This window comes from Epilithonimonas hungarica (assembly GCF_900102265.1).
GTDB lineage: Bacteria > Bacteroidota > Bacteroidia > Flavobacteriales > Weeksellaceae > Epilithonimonas > Epilithonimonas hungarica.
This window is the reverse complement of record NZ_FNBH01000003.1, coordinates 543,284-564,405: the sequence shown is the minus strand read 5'-3', so window position 1 is coordinate 564,405 and position 21,122 is coordinate 543,284. Positions and strand designations below refer to the sequence as shown.

Genomic DNA, 21,122 nt, shown 5'->3' with positions numbered 1-21,122 from the left:
ATTAATTCAGGGAAATCAGAAAAATAAAAATGAATACCATCAAAAATCATATCAGCATCAATATATTTTCAAAAGCAATTTTGTTGATGGTTTTGCTGTATTCTTTTATGACTGTTTCAGCTCGGAATTTAATGGTTGAATCGCCTAATGGAAAGATTTCAGTAAATGTTTTTAATGAAAATAATACTGAAAATGCAAAATGGTTTTTGAAGGTAAATTATTTTAATGATGGTAAAATGACAGAAGCCATCTCGTCAATAGATTTGGGATTGATTCTTTCTGATAGTATTTCTTTTACGGATATGAAATTTCTGAAATCTTCAAAACCGTTATTAATAAAAGAAAATTACACAATGCCTCACGGGAAATCTTCCCAAAGACATAATACGGGAAATGAAGTTGTTTTTACATTCGAAAACAAAGAAAAGAAAAAACTGGACGTGATTATCCGTGTTTATAATGACGGAATTGCTTTTAGATATTCGTTGTCAGGAAAGGGAAATTTTACGGTGCAGGATGAATTGACTTCTTATTCTATCAATCAGGAAACTACTCGCTGGACAGAAAAATGGAATCCTGCGAACGAAGGGCTTTATTCTCCAATGGTTGGCGAAAAAATTCAACAGGAAGAATGGTGTTATCCTGCCTTGTTTCAGATAAAAGATAATAATTGCTGGTTTTTGCTTCACGAATCGGCTGTTGATGGCAGTTACTGCGGGTCTAAACTGAGTAATAAAGAGGATAAAAATAAATATAAAATCACCTTCCCCGACCCAAAAGACGGACGAGGAAAAGGAGAATCATTGCCCAAAATTTCATTGCCATGGAAATCGCCTTGGAGAGTGATTATCATTGGAAATCTCAATGATATTGTAGCTTCTACATTAGTTGATGATGTTGCGCCGCCTTCCGTGATAAAAAATACGGATTGGATAAAACCAGGCGCAGTTTCCTGGAATTATTGGTCGAGTAATCACGGAACCAAAGACTTTAAAACGGTTTGCGAATTTGCAGATTTGGCGGTTGCGATGGATTGGCCTTATACGTTGCTGGATTGGGAATGGGACTCGATGGGAAATGGCGGAAATCTGGAAGATGCTTTAAAATACATTCATTCCAAAGGAATAAAACCGTTGATGTGGTACAATTCAGGTGGCGACCATACGTGGGTTGCTTCTACACCGAAAGACAGAATGTTAACGCACGAAAACCGTGTGGAAGAGTTTACTAAGCTTAAAAAATTAGGCGTTGCAGGAGTAAAAGTAGATTTTTTTGAAAGCGAGAAGCAAAGTATGATTCAATATTATATGGACATTCTGGAAGATGCTGCCCAATTTGAAATGATGGTTTATTTCCACGGCTGTCTGGTTCCGAGAGGTTGGGCTAGAACTTATCCTAATCTGATGACCTACGAAGCCGTTCGTGGTGCAGAATGGTACAACAACGGCCCTGAATTTATTGCAACTGCGCCTGTTCATAATACGATTCTCCCTTTTACAAGAAATGTGGTCGGTTCTATGGATTACACGCCGGTCACTTTTACTAATTCACAGTTTCCGCATTTGACTTCTTATGGTCACGAATTGGCTTTGAGTGTAGTCTTTGAATCTGCATTGCAACATTTTGCCGACCGACCGGAAGGCTATTACGAATTGCCGGATGAATCCAAGAAATTTTTAAGAGAAGTTCCTACCAGTTGGGATGAAACGCAGTTGCTACAAGGGTTTCCGGGAAAAGATGTTGTGATGGCAAGAAGAAAGAACAATGTATGGTATGTGGGAGGAATCAACGGGGAAAATATTGAAAAAAACATCAATCTTAGATTTGATTTTTTAGATAAACATAACAAATACAAATTGAGATTAATCAAAGACGGAAAACACGATAAACAGATTGTAACAGATGATTCTGTGATAGAAAGTACAGATTCTGTTGACGTGAAAATTTTAAGAAGAGGCGGTTTTGCGGCAGTAATCTCTCCATTATAAATTAATGAAAATCAAATTAAATTTTAAAATTAAAAAATGAAAAATATAAAAATATTAATAGGTCTTCTTTTTTGCGGTTTGAGTTCGGGTATTTCTGCCCAGAATCCCGTAATCCAGACTCATTTTACACCGGACCCAGCACCGATGGTGTACAAAAACAAGATGTATGTCTACACCGGAGACGATATTCCTGGCTATGATTTTTATTATATGACGAAATGGAGAGTGTACTCGTCGGATGATATGGTCAACTGGACCGACCACGGTTCTCCGCTTTCACTGGAGTCTTTCAGTTGGGCCCGTGACAGAGCCTGGGCGGCACAATGTATTGAACGTAACGGCAAATTTTATTGGTATATCTGCGTTCAGACCGTTGATAACAATATGGCAATAGGTGTTGCGGTATCAGACGGTCCGACAGGTCCTTTTAAAGATGCACTCGGAAAACCATTGGTGACAACGGGAACCTGGGATAATATCGACCCGACGGTTTTTATTGATGATGACGGACAAGCTTATCTTTATTGGGGAAACAGCAAATTATTTTATGTAAAACTCAACAAAGATATGGTTTCGTATGAAGGGAAAATCACCGAAATTCCACAGTCGGTAGAAGCTTTTGGAGGATTGAGACGTCCCGGAAGAAGTGATGAGGTTTTGCAGAAACAGGAACAGTTTAAAGATGTTTTTGTGGAGGGACCTTGGTTCTACAAACGCAACAAGCAATATTATATGATGTACGCCGGAATGACGGACCGAACCGAATGTCTGTCTTATTCCATAAGCGATTCACCAACCGGACCGTGGAAATATCAGGGAAAAATAATGACCGGCCAACCTACCAACAGTTTTACCAACCACGGCGGAATTATCGATTTTAAAGGCAAATCCTACCTGTTCTATCACACAGGATTATTGCCCGGCGCAGGAAGTTACGGAAGGTCAACGTCTATTGAAGAATTCAAATACAATCAGGATGGCAGCATTCCGAAAATTACAATGACCAAAGAGGGTGTAAATCCCGTTGCAACACTCAATCCCTACAAAAGAAACGAAGCGGAAACAATAGCCTGGTCAGAGAAATGCAGCACTTCCGAAAACAAAAAGACGGGAGTTTATGTTTCCGATGCAAGGGTGGGAGGCTATATCAAAGTTCGTTCGGTAGATTTTGAAAAAGGCGCCTCTGAATTTTCAGCTTCAATTGCTGCAGGTGTTGACGGAGGAATTTTAGAAGTCAGATTAGATAAAGTGGACGGAAATAAAATTGCTGAGATTGAAGTTCCTAGAACCGAAGGTTGGGAAGAATTTAAAATGTTAACATCAAAAATTTCAGAATCCGTTTCCGGCGTTCACGATGTTTATTTTGTTTTTAAAGGGAAAAATATTACAGCCGGAAGAGTGCTTTTCAATTTTGACCATTGGAGTTTTAAAAAGAAATAAGATAAAAATTCCCCTCCTTTGGAGGGGTGGCGAAAATTCAAAGAATTTTTGACGGGGTGGTTAAAATGGTCTGTATAACAATATCGGAAACCAGATTCACCAAACCAAACAATACAACCACACAGCTTATACAAGCGTTAGCGGCTTTGTGAAACTAAAAAAAAAATATTTATAAAAAAACTTTGCGCACTTAGTGTTCAAAATCAAAAAATTAAATATGAAAAAAACAATACTCAATCTCTGTTTAATAGCATATTCGGGAATATTATTTTCTCAGAATCCCATTATTCAGACCAATTATACCGCAGACCCTGCGCCGATGGTGTATAACGACAGGCTTTATGTCTACACTACTCACGATGAGGACGATTCCACCTGGTTTGTGATGAACGACTGGAAAGTCTATTCCACCAACGATATGGTGAACTGGACCGACCACGGAAGCATTCTTAGCTATAAAGATTTCGACTGGGCAAAACGTGATGCCTGGGCTGCGCAATGCGTGGAAAGAAACGGCAAATTTTTTATGTATGTTCCGATGTGGTCCAAAACTAACAACAAAGGAGCAATTGGTGTTGCGGTGGGTGACAGTCCGTTTGGACCATTTCACGACCCGCTTGGAAAACCTTTGGTACAGAGCGAATGGGGCGATATTGACCCGACGGTTTTTATTGATGATGACGGTCAGGCCTATATGTATTGGGGAAATCCCAAACTTAAAATGGTTAAGCTCAATCAGGATATGATTTCCTATTCCGGCGATATTGTGGAAGTGCCAATGACTGCAGAATCTTTTGGGAAAAGGGATGGAAAAGAAAACCCGGAAAGACCTACACAATACGAGGAAGGACCTTGGCTGTACAAAAGAAAAAATCTGTATTATCTGTTCTGGCCGGGCGGTCCGCTCCCTGAATTCATTGGATATTCAACCAGCAAAAGTGCACAGGGACCGTGGAAATACGGCGGAATTGTAATGCCAACCGAAGGAAAATCTTTCACTAATCATCCCGGAATTGTCGATTTCAGAGGAAAATCCTATTTCTTTTATCATAACGGCGCTTTGCCGGGAGGAAGCGGTTTCACAAGGTCGGTAAGTGTGGAAGAACTCAATTTTAACAAAGACGGTTCCATTTCACCAATCAAGATGACCAATGGAATTACCAAAGCGATTGCTACAATTAATCCGTATACCTTCAATCAGGCAGAGATGATTGCGTGGTCAGAAAACGTAAAATCCTATCAGAATAAATCCGCAGGTGTTTTTGTCAAAGCCAAAAAAAGCGGCGCATACACGAGTGTTAAAAATGTGGATTTCGGAAAAGACGGAGCGCAGTCACTTACGGTGCGGGTAGGAACCACCCATAACAGCGATGTGACGATGGATGTCCATTTGGACAGTGCCAGCGGACCTGTTGTTGCCACGGTAAAAGTTCCGCTCACTGGCGGAGACGACCGTTGGGAAACTGTGAAAGCTCAATTAAAAGATAAAATAACAGGCGTTCACGATGTTTATTTTGTATTTAAAGGAAAGGCAGAAAAGGATATTATGTATTTTGATTATTGGCTGTTCTCAAAATAATGTCGGAATTGAAATAAAACCACACTAAATATGAAAACTTCAAAATTATTATTTTTCTTAGTCATTCTTTTGGCAACATTTTATAAAGCACAGAAAAGAGAGATTGTGACTTCTGACGGTGTAAAATTATACGTGAATGTAAAAGGAAAGGGCACGCCTTGCTTATATCTTCACGGAGGTCCGGGATCAGGGAGTTATTGGCTTGAAAAATTTTATGGAAGCGAATTAGAAAAAAACTTTCAAATGATTTATTTAGACCAGAGAGGTGTGAGCAGATCATCATCTCCGGCTGATAAAAATTATTCTCTGGACAGAATGCTTCAGGATTTTGAAGAAGTAAGAAATGCTTTGGGAATAAAAGAATGGCTGACAATCGGACATTCTTTTGGCGGAATACTTCAGATGGCGTATGTGGAAAAATATCCTCAGAGCATAAAAGGTATGATGATGGTCAACTGCACGCTCAGTATGAAAGATAGTTTTTGTAACAGTTGGATTCCAAAAGCATCCGAACTGGCGGGTGAAAAGATGAATCCGTTACAGGAAAATACGTCTCCAGAGATATTATTAAAAAAAATGATGGAAGTGGGCAAAAAGATGGATGATGAAAAAGTACGCTGGAAAATGGCATTTGCATCACCGGAAAGTGATAATCTGATGAACTCAAGTTACCGTGAAATTACTAACTGGAATAATAGTTTTAGCAATGTCGCGCTTTCCATCGAAGATTATTGGAAAGACTTCAGAAAAGATGCTGGCAATGTAAAAGTTCCTGTGCTTTTTTTCTACGGTAAAAGTGATTGGATGGTTGGTCCCGATCATTATAAAAAAATAAAATTTCCTAAAATGATGTTGTGGAGATCTGATGTTGGACATATGCCTTTTTTAGAAAATCAAAAAGATCTTGATAAAGCGATAAAAGCTTATGTCAAAAAATATAAACTTCAGAAGAAATAAAGTAATATCAATAATATTAGCTAATAAAAGTAATAATGAAAAAGTTTTTAAAGTTTACAGGATTCAGTTTTTTACTCGGGTTTACAAGTTTCACGTACGGACAAGATGCAGTCGTTGTAAGTCCGGATGAAAAATTAAAAATGGAGCTAACAAATAATGGAGGAGTTCCTTTATATTCAGTATTTTACAATAATAAAACGATGCTGGAAAAATCTCCACTCGGTTTCAAATCCAATGTTGAGGATTTTACAAAAGGAATGAAATTTATTAACTCTAAAAAAGATAAAATCAGTAAAAATTATTCCAATGAAAAAATAAAAAAATCTCAGGTGCAATACGATGCGAATGTTATGATTTGTTCGTTTGAAACGGCTTCCGGAAAAAAAATGGATGTCGAATTTCAGGTGAGCAATAATAATGTTGCGTTCCGGTATTTGATTCCAATTCAGGGGGAAACAATGAGTGCGGTGATTGATGAAGAAGCAACAGGTTACCGTTTTCCGTCGAACACCAAAAGCTTTCTGTCCAATATGATGAAGCCGATGACGGGCTTTGCAAGAACAGCTATCAGCTACGAAAGCGGATATGTTGCCGATGGAGAATTGGGAAAAAAATCAGAATACGGATATGTGTTCCCAGGACTGTTTCGCATAGGCGATAACGGTTGGGTTTTACTTTCGGAAACGGGAGTGGATTCGCAGTATGTCGCTTCGCATCTTGACACCACTTCCGAAAAAAACCTTTATACAGTTGCCTTTCCGAATGCTGCAGAAAATAATGGCTTTGGAAGTACAGGTGCGGCGATTTCGCTTCCTGCCAAAACGCCTTGGAGAACCATTACGGTCGGGAATTCTTTAAAACCAATTGTAGAAACCACCATTCCGTTCGATGCCGTTGAGCCGCTGTACGAGCCTTCGCAAAAATATCAGTTCGGTAAATCTACCTGGAGCTGGATTCTCTGGCAAGACCAAAGTATGAATTATGACGACCAGAAAACCTTTATTGATTTGGCCGCTTCCCTGAAATACGAATTCATACTGATGGACGCAACGTGGGATACCAACATCGGAAAAGAACGCCTGAAAAAGCTTGTTGATTATGCAAAATCAAAAAATGTGGATGTGATGCTTTGGTATAATTCCAACGGAGCTTTCAATGATGCGCCACAGACACCAAGAAATAAGATGAACACCTCTATTGCAAGAAAACAGGAAATGAAATGGCTGAAAGAAGTCGGTATTAAAGGACTTAAGGTCGATTTCTTCGGTGGTGACAAGCAGGAGACGATGAGGTTATATGAAGATATTATGTCAGATGCAAATGATTATGGTTTGTTCATCATTTTCCATGGTACAACGTTGCCGAGAGGCTGGGAAGTAATGTACCCGAACTACGCCGGAAGTGAAGCCGTCCTGGCGTCTGAAATGCTGTATTTTTCAGAAGACGTCCGCAAACAAGAAGCTTTTTTCGCAACATTACATCCGTTCATCAGAAACACGGTCGGAAGTATGGAATTTGGCGGGACTTTCCTAAATAAATATTTGACAAAATCCAACAAGGATAAAAATAAAAGATACACAACAGATGGTTTCCAGCTGGCAACGGCTGTTCTGTTTCAAAATCCGGTTCAGATGTTTGGTGTAATGCCGAATAACCTGAGCGACGCACCGAAATTCCAGCTCGATTTTATGAAAGAAGTTCCGACGCTTTGGGACGAAACGGTGTTCATCGACGGATATCCGGGGAAATATTCTGTGATTGCCAGAAGACATCAGAATCAATGGTTTGTTGCCGGTGTGAACGCTGAAAATGCTGTTCAGAAGCTTACTTTAAAATTTCCGATGCTTGCCGGAAAGTCGGTTAGATTCATCAATGATGATTCGAAAGGGGAGACTTCTGAAAAAACAATTACTGTTGGCAAAAACGGAGAACTCAAAATAGAAATTCAATCCAAAGGCGGATTTGTAATTCATTAATATTTCATTTTAACCCGAAAAATAAATCTCAAAATGGAAATCAGAAATTTCAAATTCTCCACGGTTTTTAAAATTGTCTTTTCGATGATGGTCCTTAGTCATCAATTGTCTTTCGGGAAAATAAAACTTCCTGATTTGGTAAGTGATAAAATGGTTTTACAACGTGATGTCGAGCTTAAAATTTGGGGTTGGGCAGATAATGGTGAAAATATTACCATTAAATTCCGGAATGAAACCTACAATACATCACCGAACAAAAACGGGAAATGGTCAGTCCAATTGAAACCACAGAAAGCAGGAGGACCGTTTGTGATGGAAATTAACGAAATTACGATTCGGGATATTCTGGTGGGAGATGTCTGGCTAGCTTCCGGGCAGTCCAATATGGAAACGCCTATTGCACGGTTGATAGACCGTTTTCCGGAGATTAATGTTTCTGATTTTAATAAAATCCGCTACTTTAAAGTTCCTACACAGAACACTGTGGAATCTGTGCGGGAAAATATAGCATCAGGCGGGAAATGGTTTACCGGAACCGCTTCGGAAGTAATGAATTGGACGGCCTTTGCGTATTTCTATGCGGTGGAAGCGTATGAACACACCAATATTCCGCAGGGAATGCTGGTTTCCAGTTTGGGTGGTTCGGCAATTCAGAGTTGGGTCAGTCAGGAGCATCTCAAGAATTTTCCTGATGATATTATTGATAAACAGGCATTATCAGCATTTAATTCTTCAAAACTGGACCAGGGAAGAAATCTTTGGAATCAAAAGGATTTTAACGACGGGAATTGGGAAAAGGCAAAAGTTCCCGGAAAATGGAAAGATAATGGAATCCGCGCAAAAGGAACGGTCTGGTTTCGAAAAAACTTTGAACTTCCTGCGTCAATGGATGGAAAATTTGCCCGTCTGTATTTGGGAGTAATGGTGGACAGCGATTCGGTTTTTGTGAATGGAAAATTCGTAGGCTCTACTTCATACATGTATCCACCAAGAAAATATGACATTCCGGGTGGAATTTTAAAACAGGGAAAAAATACGGTTGCCATTCAGCTGACTTCCAACTTCGGAAACGGAGAATTTGTAGCCGATAAACCGTATAAAGTTGTCGGAGACGGTGTTACCGTTGATTTGACGGGCGAATGGAAATATAATATCGGGAGAGATACAAGCAAAGATGAAGAATATAAATCAAAACTGAAAAACCTGAGAAGCACACCTTCCGGATTGTACAACGGAATGATTTATCCGATTCGGGATTACAAAGTTCGTGGTGCTATCTGGTATCAGGGCGAAAGCAATGCCGGTCAATCAGAAGATTATGCAGGTTTGCTGAAAAATCTTATTGAAAATTGGCGGGACGTATTTCAATGGAATCAGATGCCTTTTTTATTGGTTCAGCTTCCCAATTTTATGGAAAAAACAAACGACCCGAATGCGCCAAGCGGATGGGCAGGAATTCGTGAGGCTCAGTTTAAAACGTCACAGACGGTTCCGTACACGGCAATGAGTGTCAATTACGATATTGGCGAATGGAATGACATTCACCCTCTCAATAAAAAAGATATGGCAAAACGTCTGTTTCTGGCTGCCCGAAAATTGGTGTATGGTGAAAAATTGGTAAGTAGCGGCCCTGTTTTCAAATCGATGAAGGTGGAAAATTCAGATATTATCCTTTCGTTTGACAATGTTGGAAGTGGCCTTCAAAGTAAAACAGGAAATCTGAAACATTTTGCAATTGCCGGAAGCGAAAAAAAATTTGTCTGGGCTGAAGCAAAAATTAAAGGCAACACAGTCATTGTAACCAGCAAGGAAATCAAAAATCCGGTTGCAGTACGATATGCGTGGAGCAATAATCCCGAAGATGCCAATCTGCAAAATAAAGAAGGTTTGCTGGCGCCGCCATTCAGAACGGATGATTGGTAGGTTTTTATAATTAAACTGATAGTGCACTTTTTATAAGCGATAGCGGCTTTGTGAGCCTCAAAACAATTCTTTTTTAAAATAAAAACTTTGTGAACTTAGTGTTCAAAATTTCAAAGTCTGACTAAAAATCAGTAAATATTAAAATAAAATACTCATAAAATATTGATTATGAAGACGATTTTTAACTGTTTTTCTCTTTTGATAACGTTGGTTTTTACAACGATGGTAAAAGCCGCCGACCCTTTTATTTCTTTTACTAAAACGGAAAACTCGGTTGTGTTGAAAGAACATAATTCAGGTTTGATGCTGTTTTCGGATAGCGATTCGGATAAAGGAATTCTGCGTGCGGTTGCAGACCTTCAATCTGATTTTCAGAAAGTAACAGGGGTTCAGCCTGCTCTTATTTCCCAAAGTTCCGGAGCGAACGGAATGCTCATCATTATTGGTGAAGTTGGGAAAAGCAAGACCATTGATGCTTTAATCAAAGCTAAAAAAATTGATGGAAATTCAATCAAAGGAAAGAATGAAAAATTTATCATTCAAAATATCAGCAATCCGTTTCCCGGCGTTTCCGAAGCGATTGTAATTGCAGGAAGCGACAAACGCGGAACAATTTACGGAATTTACGAAATGTCCCAGCAAATCGGGGTTTCACCTTGGTATTACTGGGCGGATGTTCCGGTTGAGAAAAAAGAAAATCTATACTTTAAAAAAGGAATTTACACCGACGGAGAACCTTCGGTAGAATATCGTGGCATTTTCCTGAATGATGAAGAACCTTCGCTGGGAGGATGGGCGAGAGCTACTTTTGGAGGAATTAATTCTAAATTTTACGAAAAAGTTTTTGAACTGATTTTGCGAATGAAGGGTAATTACATCTGGCCAGCAATGTGGGGAAAAGCGTTTTATGATGATGACGTTTTGAACGGACCTTTAGCCAACGAAATGGGAATCATTATGGGAACTTCGCACCACGAACCGATGGCTCAGGCTCAAACCGATTGGCACCGATACATCAAAAAAAATAATCTTCCGAATGTCTGGGATTATTCCAAAAATGAGAAAGTTTTGCAGGAATTCTGGAAATTAGGACTTGAAAGAAGCAAAAACTGGGAAAAATTAGTCACAGTAGGAATGCGCGGCGACGGCGATGAAGCGATGGGAGAGGGAACTAATATCTCATTACTTGAAAAAATCGTAAAAGACCAGCGAAAAATTATTACTGACGTAACAGGAAAAAAAGCGGAGAAAACGCCTCAGGTTTGGGCTTTGTACAAAGAAGTTCAGGATTATTACGACAAAGGAATGCGCGTTCCGGACGATGTTATTCTGTTGTTCTGTGATGATAACTGGGGAAATGTGAGAAAACTTCCGGACCTTTCAAAACCTTTACACAAAGGCGGTTACGGTATGTATTACCACTTTGATTATGTGGGCGGACCGAGAAATTCAAAATGGATTAATATCAGTCCGATTCAGAGAGTTTGGGAACAGATGAATCTTTCCTACGAACATAAAGTGGATAAAGTTTGGGTTGTAAATGTCGGAGATTTGAAGCCGATGGAATTCCCAATCAGCTTTTTCCTGGAAATGGCCTGGAATCCGAAACAATTCAATTCAAAAAATCTTTTGGAATATACCGAAAAATGGGCTGCACAGCAATTTGGAGAAAAGAACGCCAAAGAAATTGCCGGAATGATTAATCTTTATTCAAAATATAACCGTCGGGTAACACCTGAGACACTGGATTGGAAAACCTACAGCTTGGAAAATTATAATGAATTTGAAACGGTTGTGAATGATTACAGGTCTTTGGCATTAGAAGCTTTACGTTTGAAAGAGAAGATTCCGGCAGAATATCAGGATGCCTATTTTCAGCTGATTTTATATCCGATTGATGCGTGCAGCAATCTGTATGAAATGTATTATGCTGTTGTCAAAAACAGGGAATTGGCTGCTAAAAAAGATGTTGAAGCTAATGTCTATGCCGATAAAGTCAAAGAATGTTTTGATAGAAATGCTTATCTCGACAATCATTATAACAACGTCATTGCCGGCGGAAAATGGCAGCATATGATGGACCAGATGAGAATAGGATACAAAGCCTGGTTTGACGGAAAAGAAAATATAATGCCCGAAGTTACCCGTGTTTCTGAGTCTGAAGTTCCGAAAGAAAAAGTGTTTCAGGAGAAAAACGGTTATGTTTCCATAGAAGCTGAAAATTTTGCCAGAATGAATAATTCAGACCGAATCCATTGGGAAGTGATTCCTGATTTCGGGAAAACAAAATCCGGAGTAACAACCTTTCCACAAAATGCTTATCCGAAAGCTGATGAAAATATTTATCTGGAATATGATATGAATTTTGAATCCAAAGGTGAATTTGAAGTGCAGTTGTTATTAGCTCCGACTTTGAATTTCAATCATAATAAAGGATTGCGTTATGAGATTTCCTTTGATGGCGGAACGCCGCAGATTGTCAATTTCAATGGTCATTACAGAGGAGAGTTAGGAAGATGGCAGTCTGAGCATATCATTAAGTCTATAACGAAACATCAGATTTCCCAACCTGGAAAACATACGTTACGATTCCGTGTTCTGGAGCCGGGAATTGTCTTAGAAAAAATATTAATCAACACAGGCGGACTGAAACCAAGTTATCTCGGAGCGCCGGAAAGTGAATATTCAAACTAATAATCATAAAAGCCATCAGATTTCTGGTGGTTTTTTATTAATATAATTTTGAATGAAGCTGATATCTTTATTTAAAAATTCTGTCGATTTTAAATTGTCAAATCACATTTTTTGCCAAATGTCAAATACATGATGAACAACTATTTGTAATTTTATCAAATGGAAAAATTGATTGATTATATCTTGCAATTTGATAATCTGAACAAGCAACAACTGGATTTCATAAAAAGCAAAGCCAAAGAAATAGAACTCCGAAAAGATGAATTCTATTGGGAGGCCGGAAAGACTGTGAAACAGATTGGATTCCTAATCGACGGCGTTATTCGGGTTTTCTATTACAATAATAAGGGCGAAGAAATTACAAGATATTTCATTGATGAAAATCATTTGATTTTATCAGGAAATACAATCGACGAAATTTATACACCGTCTGAATATTTGTCAGCTATAACAGAATGCAGATTGATTGTTTTTTCAAGACAGGATTGGAAAGAAATCTCCCAGACAATAATAAATTGGGATAAAATTATTCAAAAAATAGTCGCCAAACATCATAGTGAAAAAATCATCAGGAGAAGCGAACTGGTTTCGCAGGATGGAGCGGAACGCTATCTTGATTTTGTTCAGAAATTTCCAACCTTGGTCAATCGTGTTCCTTTATCCTATATCGCTTCTTATCTTGGAATTACGCAGTCTTCATTGAGCAGGATAAGAAAAAATATCCGTTAAAATCACTTTTTGCCAAATGACAAATCCATTCATTTTTTATTGAACCAACTTTGTTTTATCAAAATTTAAAATCAATAAAAATGAACAAAAGAAAATTAGGAAAAGAAGGTTTAGAAGTATCTGCATTGGGCTTTGGCTGTATGGGATTAAGTTTTCCAAACGCACCGGCAAAAGACGAAAGCATAAAGCTGATTCGTTCGGCAGTTGAAAACGGAATTACTTTCTTCGACACGGCACAAGGTTATGGCGAAAACGAACTTTTAGTTGGTGAGGCGCTCGAACCGTTGCGTAATGAAGTTGTCATCGCTACAAAATTTGGATTCAAAAATGGAGACGGAGGACAAGGATTGGACAGTCGTCCGGAAAATATCAAAGCAGTTGCCGAAGCATCTTTAAAAAGATTGAGAACAGATGTTATTGATTTGTTTTATCAACACAGACCCGACCCGAATGTGCCTATTGAAGACGTTGCAGGAACCGTAAAAGGTTTGATACAAGAGGGAAAAGTAAAACATTTCGGACTTTCGGAAGCCAATGCAGAAACCATTCGTAAAGCAAATTCTGTTCTGCCAATAACGGCTTTGCAAAGTGAATATTCTATGTTTTATCGCGAGCCTGAAAACGAAATCATACCTGTATTGGAAGAATTAGGAATTGGTTTTGTTCCTTTCAGCCCGTTGGGAAAAGGTTTTCTGACAGGAACAATCAACGCAGATGTGGAATTGGCTAAAGACGATACCAGAAATATGCTGCCGCGTTTCAGTAAAGAAAACCGGGAGGCAAACCAAGCTTTGGTAGATTTAGTTGTTTCCATTGCGACAGATAAAAACGCAACACCTGCTCAAATTGCATTGGGTTGGTTGTTGGCTCAAAAATCATTCATTGTTCCAATTCCGGGAACTTCAAAATTACATCGTCTACAGGAAAATATTGGTGCGACAAACGTTGTATTGACAAATGACGAATTGAAGGAAATAAATTCGGCTTTGGCGACCATTAAAATTGTTGGCGAAAGATATCCTGCACAGATTCGGGATACGGCAGAAAGAAAATGATTGATTTTGTTATCACCAAGCTTTTCTTGAAATTTCAAAGGTATAATCAAAATAAATAATAATTAAAGACCATCGGATTTCTGATGGTTTTTCTGTTTCGTTTATTTTAAAATTTATGTCTGATAACAAATAATTAATTTCAGCGGCATTTTGTCATTCCGTAAGAATTTCAACACGCAGAAATAAAGCCATTTTGATTCCTGAGGACGAAAAACCATTAGATTTATCAGCAATATGTCGAAAACGGATTTACATATTAAACTTAAAATATAAATAGGTTTAAAATTGTCAGACAAATTAAGTGTCAACAATACATTTATTAAAAATAGAATGTTATATTTGTTATCAACCGAGTATCGAAATTCTCTATTTGAAACTAATTTGATATTTCGATGATATTCTAAATAAACTCTAATGAAAAAAGTCCTGTTTTCTTTATCATTCTTCATCTGCGCTTTCTCACCTGCACAGAATTTCAAATATCCGTTCCAGAACCCCAAACTTCCGGTCGAGCAGAGAATCGAAAATCTTCTCAGGTTATTGACGGTTGATGAAAAAATCGGAATGATGATGGATAATTCTAAAGCAGTTCCCAGATTGGATATTCCCGGTTACGGCTGGTGGAATGAGGCGCTTCACGGTATTGCAAGGGCTGGAACAGCCACTGTTTTTCCTCAAGCCATCGGAATGGCAGCGACTTGGGACGTTCCGGAACATCTCAAAACTTTTGAAATGATTTCTGACGAAGCCAGGGCAAAATACAACAAATCGTTTGATGAATCCCAGAAAACCGGGCGTTACGAAGGACTTACATTTTGGACGCCAAACATCAATATTTTCCGCGACCCCAGATGGGGAAGAGGTCAGGAAACATACGGTGAAGACCCATTTTTGACTTCTGTTTTGGGCGTTGCTGCGGTAAAAGGTTTGCAGGGAAACGACCCAAAATATTTCAAAACCCACGCCTGTGCCAAACATTTCGCCGTTCACAGCGGCCCGGAATGGAACCGCCATTCTTACAACGCCGAAGTTTCCAAAAGAGATTTGTACGAAACTTATCTTCCGGCTTTCAAAGCATTGGTTTTGGAAGGAAATGTAAGGGAAGTGATGTGTGCGTACAATGCATTCGACGGACAGCCGTGCTGCGCCAACAATACTTTGCTGACAGAAATTCTCCGTGGAAAATGGAACTACGATGGAATGGTTGTTTCCGATTGCTGGGCTTTGGCAGATTTCTATCAGAAACAGTACCACGGAACACATCCTGACGAAAAAACTACCGCCGCAGACGCCCTGAAACATTCTACAGATTTAGAGTGTGGCGACACGTACAACAATCTCAACAAATCTCTCGCAAGCGGATTAATCACAGAAAAAGACCTCGATATTTCGATGCGACGAATTCTGAAAGGCTGGTTTGAGTTGGGAATGCTCGACCCAAAATCTTCCGTTCACTGGAACTCCATTCCATATACTGTTGTGGATTCTGAAGAGCATAAAAAACAGGCTTTAAAAATGGCTCAGAAATCTATTGTTCTGATGAAAAATGAGAATAATATTTTGCCTTTAAATAAAAATATCAAAAAAATTGTTGTTGTCGGTCCAAACGCCGATGACGGATTGATGCAGTTGGGAAATTATAACGGAACACCTTCATCCATCGTAACGATTTTGGACGGAATCAAAACCAAATTTCCAAACGCTGAAATCATTTATGAAAAAGGAACCGAAGTCGCCGACCCATCTTCCAGAACCTCTCTTTACCAAAACTTTTTAAGTCAGAAAAACGGTGAGAAAGGAATGAAAGTAGAGTTTTTTAACAACAATGAATTCAAGGGGAAATCTGCCAATATTTCTGTCAATAAAACAGGAATCAACTACAACAGTTTTGGCGGAACTCAGCTTGCTCCCAATGTAGGAAGAGAAAATACGTCGGCGATTATTTCAGGCGTATTCAAAAGTCCTTACACGGGCGATGTGATTCTTTCACCTTCAACATCAGATGTTTACATACTTTTAGTTGATGGAAAAGAAATTGCAACCAGAAAAGGTCCCGATGCAAGACATCCTTCGGAATTTCCTATAAAAATGGAGAAAGGTAAAGAATATCAGATTGAGTTGCACCACACCCAAAAGGGAAAATATGTAAACATCACATTTGACGTCTACAGAAAAGACCCTGTCAATTTCGCTGCCGTAAGGGAAAAAGTGAAAGATGCAGACGTCATTGTTTTTGCAGGCGGGCTTTCTCCAAGTCTGGAAGGTGAAGAAATGATGGTGAATGCAGAAGGTTTCAAAGGTGGCGATAAAACTTCCATCGACCTTCCTAAGGTTCAACGTGAACTGTTAGCGGAATTAAGAAAAACAGGAAAACCTGTTGTTTTTGTCCTTTGTACGGGAAGCTCACTTGGTTTAGCGCAGGATGAAAAAAATTACGATGCGCTTATCAATGCATGGTATGGCGGACAATCCGGCGGAACTGCGGTTGCAGAGGTTTTAGCGGGGGATTACAATCCGTCCGGAAGATTGCCGATTACATTTTACAAAAATCTGGAACAGCTTGATAATAATCTTTCAAAAACCAGCAAGCATCAGGGTTTTGAAAATTACGATATGCAGGGAAGAACATATCGTTACATGACTGAAAAACCTTTATACGCATTTGGACATGGACTGAGTTATTCAAAATTTATTTATGGAAATGCTGAACTGAACAAAAATACCATCAATTCCAATGAAAATATTACGATCACAATTCCTGTTACCAATACCTCGGAAAGAGATGGTGAAGAAGTGGTTCAGGTGTATGTGAAAAGAAATAATGATGCGTCAGCACCAGTAAAGACTTTGAGAGCTTTCGAAAGAGTTTTGATTAAATCTAAGGAAACAAAAAATATCCAATTATCGATTTCTAAAGATTCATTTACATTTTATGATGAAAAAGTAGATGATTTGGCTCCAAAATCAGGAGATTACACCATTTTCTATGGCGGAACCTCCGACGAATCCGGATTGAAAAGCTTTCAGCTGAAAGTGAAATAAAATGTAAATGGATCTAATTTATATCCAGCCGATTCTAAATTAGCTGCCCTTCTAAATATGGAAGGGTTTTCTATTTATACATCAATTTGAATATGACTCTACAGATTGAATTTTAATTGATTTTCACTAGAGAAAATAAAGATAAGAGCCAAATATTTTTCAATATATAACAATTAAGTAAGTTCATATGCTTTTTTCGTAACAGATCAATTGGAAATTGTGACATAAAAAGATTTTTTTTATTACAAATAATATATTTTTTAGATAATTTTTACAAATAAATTAGTGTGATCCTTATCATATATCATGATTATTTTTTGTTTATCGATAATAATATTTGCATCGGCAAAATTTCTTTAACAGAACATTTTAATGTTAACTAATTATTAATTTAATGATAAGCTATTCATTAAATAACTGTATTTATTCGTTGTGTATTTTGTTTAAAAATTGTATTTTATTTGATTTATTCGTATGTTAATTGGTTTAATGTTGAATATTTTTATTATATTCGGTTATAATAATATCTAATTTAAAATTAATATGAACGCCGATAATTTACTCTTTAAAATAGTATGACAATTTTAAGACTGAAAAAATCTACTATTTGGTTTTAGTCAGATTTTAAAAAACTGATTTTATACTCTAACTCTTCAATAACTTTTTAAAACTTCATTAAAGATGCATTTATTCAAATTGCATCAGCTATCGTATTATGTTTTTTAGAGAGGAGAAAGTTGCTGATAATCTTTTTAAAAATTCAAAGAATCATTAAAAATAAAACTTTATGTTATGAACAAATTTATTACTACATCAATTAGAAGAATCACATTTTTTGCAATTGTTTTATCCACTTTTCATTTAATTGCTCAAACTCCGAAAGTTCGTATCGATGCAACACCGAGACAGAAAATTACCGGATTTGGAGGATTTGTATGTAGTCCTCAGTTTGCCTACAACCACATGACTTCTGCAGAGATCCAGAAAATGTGGGGAGCGGGTAGCGAAGCGGGCTACAACATCATGAGGATCTATATTCCTACTACTCAGGAAAATTGGTCAGTTGCATTGGAAACTGCTCAATTGGCCCAATCTTTAGGTCTGAAGATTTTTGCTAGCCCTTGGTCGCCGCCAGCTATTTGGAAAACCAATGGCAATGATGCAGGAACCTATAATGGGGTAGAAGGTTTTCTGAAACCTGAACATTATGGGGATTTTGCGAATTATCTGAATGACTTTGTCGTTTATCTAAGAAATAATGGTGTGGAGTTGGAAGGTATCTCTCTGCAAAACGAACCGGATTATGTTGTAGACTATGCTGGATGTACATGGACAACCACCCAGATGACCAATTTTCTGAAAAATTATTCAGATGTTATTAGTTGTAAGATCATTGCACCGGAAACTGTGGGAATGTCAAACAATTACGCCAATGCACTTCTTGCGGCGGATGTATTACCAAAATTTGAAATCTATGCAGGACATCAATATGGCGGGATAGGTTCTGCATACAAAGGTTTCCTGAATACGAACAAAGAAATCTGGATGACAGAGTTTCTGATCAACTGGAACTCTAATGGCGGCACAAGGAATTTTTCTTGGAATACCGATGCATTTGACTTTGCGAAGAGCGTTAATGATGTATTGGTAGGCGGAGGGAATGCCTGGATCCATTATGCTACGAAAAGATATTACGGGATGATGGGCGATGGTCTATATGGAACTGTAGCTGGCGAAATTACCAAGCGTGGCTACATCCTTTCTCATTTTGCAAAATATACTACTGGCTCAAAAAGACTGGATGCCATCTGGAGCGACCAGGGCTCGATGCAGGGTTCTGCATACATCAATGATTCCGGGGATAAGGTAACGCTGATGGTATTAAATTCATCGGCAAATGCTTATACGCTGAAAGTAGATTTGCCATTCTATACAACGTCTGCGCAGAAGATCATGACCAACGAAACTTCTAATATGGTTTCTTCCAATCAGAATTTTACAGAAACTTTCCGTCCTACCATTCAGGTCAATCCATCAAGTGTTATAACTTTTGTTTTTGATAAAAGTAATATCAGAGAAGTTTCCAATATGACCGGTCAGGATATTAACTACTCAAAAATTGAAACCCAATCTGTTACCAACCCTGCATTCGGTACAATTTACCAACTAAGCGGCAAGACGGCTACTTTGTATAATTCGACGCCGCTGATCAGCTCCAATATGACAGATGCTAATGGATACATCAGTTTGGATGACCGTTACAACAAACTGGTTTTCCACGTTAATAGTTATACGACGAGCAATCTGGCGACTTCATCCAATACAACCCTATATTATGTTGATAATGCAGGCGTTGTAAAATCTTATAATTATGGAACGGTTAACTTGCCGTCGTCAGGTTCTTCTAATTTTGATTTGACATTTGATATCTCCAGAGCTGTTCTTACAACAGGTTGCAAAGGAATTATCGGACTTAGAAATGGCAATTTCAGTTCTATTCTGACATTCAATTTCGGAGATGTTTATTTCGCAATTTCAAATGAGAAAGCTATGAAATTTGCAGGCGTTTACTCAGATGGCGATAGCAATCTGATGGATGTTTACGAAAATACCTATTATACTTCATTGGATTTCACCGGTACAACAGGTATCAATACGTCGGCTGACTGGAAAAGCAAAATGGCCAATTCAAACAGTATCTTTTATGTCAGTAGTGATTCGGGATTCCGTACAGGTTCTTCCAAATCAGCCAATACAAATGTTGTTTCAGGAACTGTTGCCGCATCATTGGAATTGTCCGACCAGGGCGGTGATTTTAATGCACCTTCTGCTTTTACTGCAACTGCCGCATCATACACAAAAACATTGAGTGGATATGCCGTGATCGTACTTCCTTTTGAAGCTAATGTGCCAAGTGGTGTACAAGCCTACAATATGCTGCCTTCATCATCTAAGGTGTTATGTACTGCAGTTACTAATGGTAAAATTCTAGCAAACACGCCAGTATTGGTTAACGGAAACGGCACGTTTGTATTCACTGGGTCTGGCACTGTTTCTACGCCGAAAGCGATTGTTTTTAATCAGTTCAATGCAGATTACAGCACAATAAAAGCTTATATAGGGGGCTATGTCCTTAAAACTGTGAGTGGAACTACCGGATTCTACAAAATTGCAAGCGGAAGCGAGACTGTTCCTGCGTTCAGCGCTTATATTACTGAAGAAAATACTTACTCAGCTTCACTTTTGCCATTAGAATTCGAAACACTTGCCGTTGGAGATATTACTAGGTCTAATGCACAGATTTATCCTAATCCTGCAAAAAACGAACTCTTTGTTACGATCGAAAATTCGGATTCCGAATATAAAATCATTGATGCAAAAGGGAGTTTGATTTTTACAGGAAAATTAACATCGGGTAAGAATAGGATCGATGTTTCCAAACTTTCGGCTGGAGTATATTATATACTTTCTGGGAATACCCAAAAGACGGAAACCAACAAGTTTATCAAACAGTAATTTTTCTCTTTAATATTTTTTTTCAATAAAGCCATCACAGAATTTCTGTAATGGCTTTTTTAAGAATTATACAAAGTAAAAAATGAGAATTAAGAAAAAAGAGCTATATACAAAAAATAAGTGTTTGTTTTACATTTATTAAAAATAGAATCTTATATTTGCTATTACTGCATGACAGATAAATTATTCAATTCTTAAAAAAAAATAACCATAATATCATCAA

Annotated in this window: 11 protein-coding genes; all 11 read left to right on the top strand. The window is 38.1% G+C overall.

The genetic code is table 11. The features are described from left to right. Window positions 1-29 precede the first annotated feature (29 nt). The 11 genes from BLT30_RS14350 (at window position 30) to BLT30_RS14300 (ending at window position 20,899) form a co-directional block, all read left to right on the top strand. Window positions 30-1,988, top strand: a complete 1,959-nt coding sequence (locus tag BLT30_RS14350; RefSeq protein WP_089874217.1) for a glycoside hydrolase family 97 protein — start codon at window positions 30-32, stop codon at window positions 1,986-1,988. Window positions 1,989-2,024: 36 nt separating this feature from the next. Beyond that, window positions 2,025-3,428 (top strand): glycoside hydrolase family 43 protein, encoded by a 1,404-nt coding sequence (locus tag BLT30_RS14345; protein WP_089874216.1) that lies wholly within the window; start codon window positions 2,025-2,027, stop codon window positions 3,426-3,428. A gap of 217 nt (window positions 3,429-3,645) precedes the next feature. After that, window positions 3,646-5,007 carry a glycoside hydrolase family 43 protein gene (locus BLT30_RS14340; protein ID WP_089874357.1) on the top strand — a complete coding sequence of 454 codons (1,362 nt, stop codon included), beginning with the start codon at window positions 3,646-3,648 and terminating at the stop codon, window positions 5,005-5,007. 30 nt (window positions 5,008-5,037) lie between these two features. Continuing rightward, window positions 5,038-5,964 (top strand): alpha/beta fold hydrolase, encoded by a 927-nt coding sequence (locus BLT30_RS14335; RefSeq protein ID WP_089874215.1) that lies wholly within the window; start codon window positions 5,038-5,040, stop codon window positions 5,962-5,964. 35 nt (window positions 5,965-5,999) lie between these two features. Further along, entirely contained in the window at window positions 6,000-7,940 is a 1,941-nt protein-coding gene (locus BLT30_RS14330) for a glycoside hydrolase family 97 protein (RefSeq protein WP_089874214.1), read from the top strand. A gap of 33 nt (window positions 7,941-7,973) precedes the next feature. After that, complete coding sequence (locus BLT30_RS14325) at window positions 7,974-9,863, top strand: sialate O-acetylesterase (RefSeq protein ID WP_221405588.1); 1,890 nt, start codon at window positions 7,974-7,976, stop codon at window positions 9,861-9,863. 168 nt (window positions 9,864-10,031) lie between these two features. Then, entirely contained in the window at window positions 10,032-12,557 is a 2,526-nt protein-coding gene (locus BLT30_RS14320; RefSeq protein ID WP_175487198.1) for a glycosyl hydrolase 115 family protein, read from the top strand. A gap of 159 nt (window positions 12,558-12,716) precedes the next feature. Further along, a complete protein-coding gene (locus BLT30_RS14315; RefSeq protein ID WP_089874212.1) occupies window positions 12,717-13,286 on the top strand; it encodes a Crp/Fnr family transcriptional regulator in 570 nt (189 codons plus the stop codon). Window positions 13,287-13,366: 80 nt separating this feature from the next. After that, complete coding sequence (locus BLT30_RS14310) at window positions 13,367-14,341, top strand: aldo/keto reductase (protein ID WP_089874211.1); 975 nt, start codon at window positions 13,367-13,369, stop codon at window positions 14,339-14,341. Between the two features lie 414 nt (window positions 14,342-14,755). Further along, window positions 14,756-17,383, top strand: coding sequence for a glycoside hydrolase family 3 C-terminal domain-containing protein (locus BLT30_RS14305; RefSeq protein WP_089874210.1), 2,628 nt, complete (start codon window positions 14,756-14,758; stop codon window positions 17,381-17,383). Between the two features lie 792 nt (window positions 17,384-18,175). Then, the gene (locus tag BLT30_RS14300) at window positions 18,176-20,899 is read left to right on the top strand and encodes a T9SS type A sorting domain-containing protein (protein ID WP_089874209.1); all 2,724 of its coding nucleotides are present in this window, start codon (window positions 18,176-18,178) and stop codon (window positions 20,897-20,899) included. Window positions 20,900-21,122 lie beyond the last annotated feature (223 nt).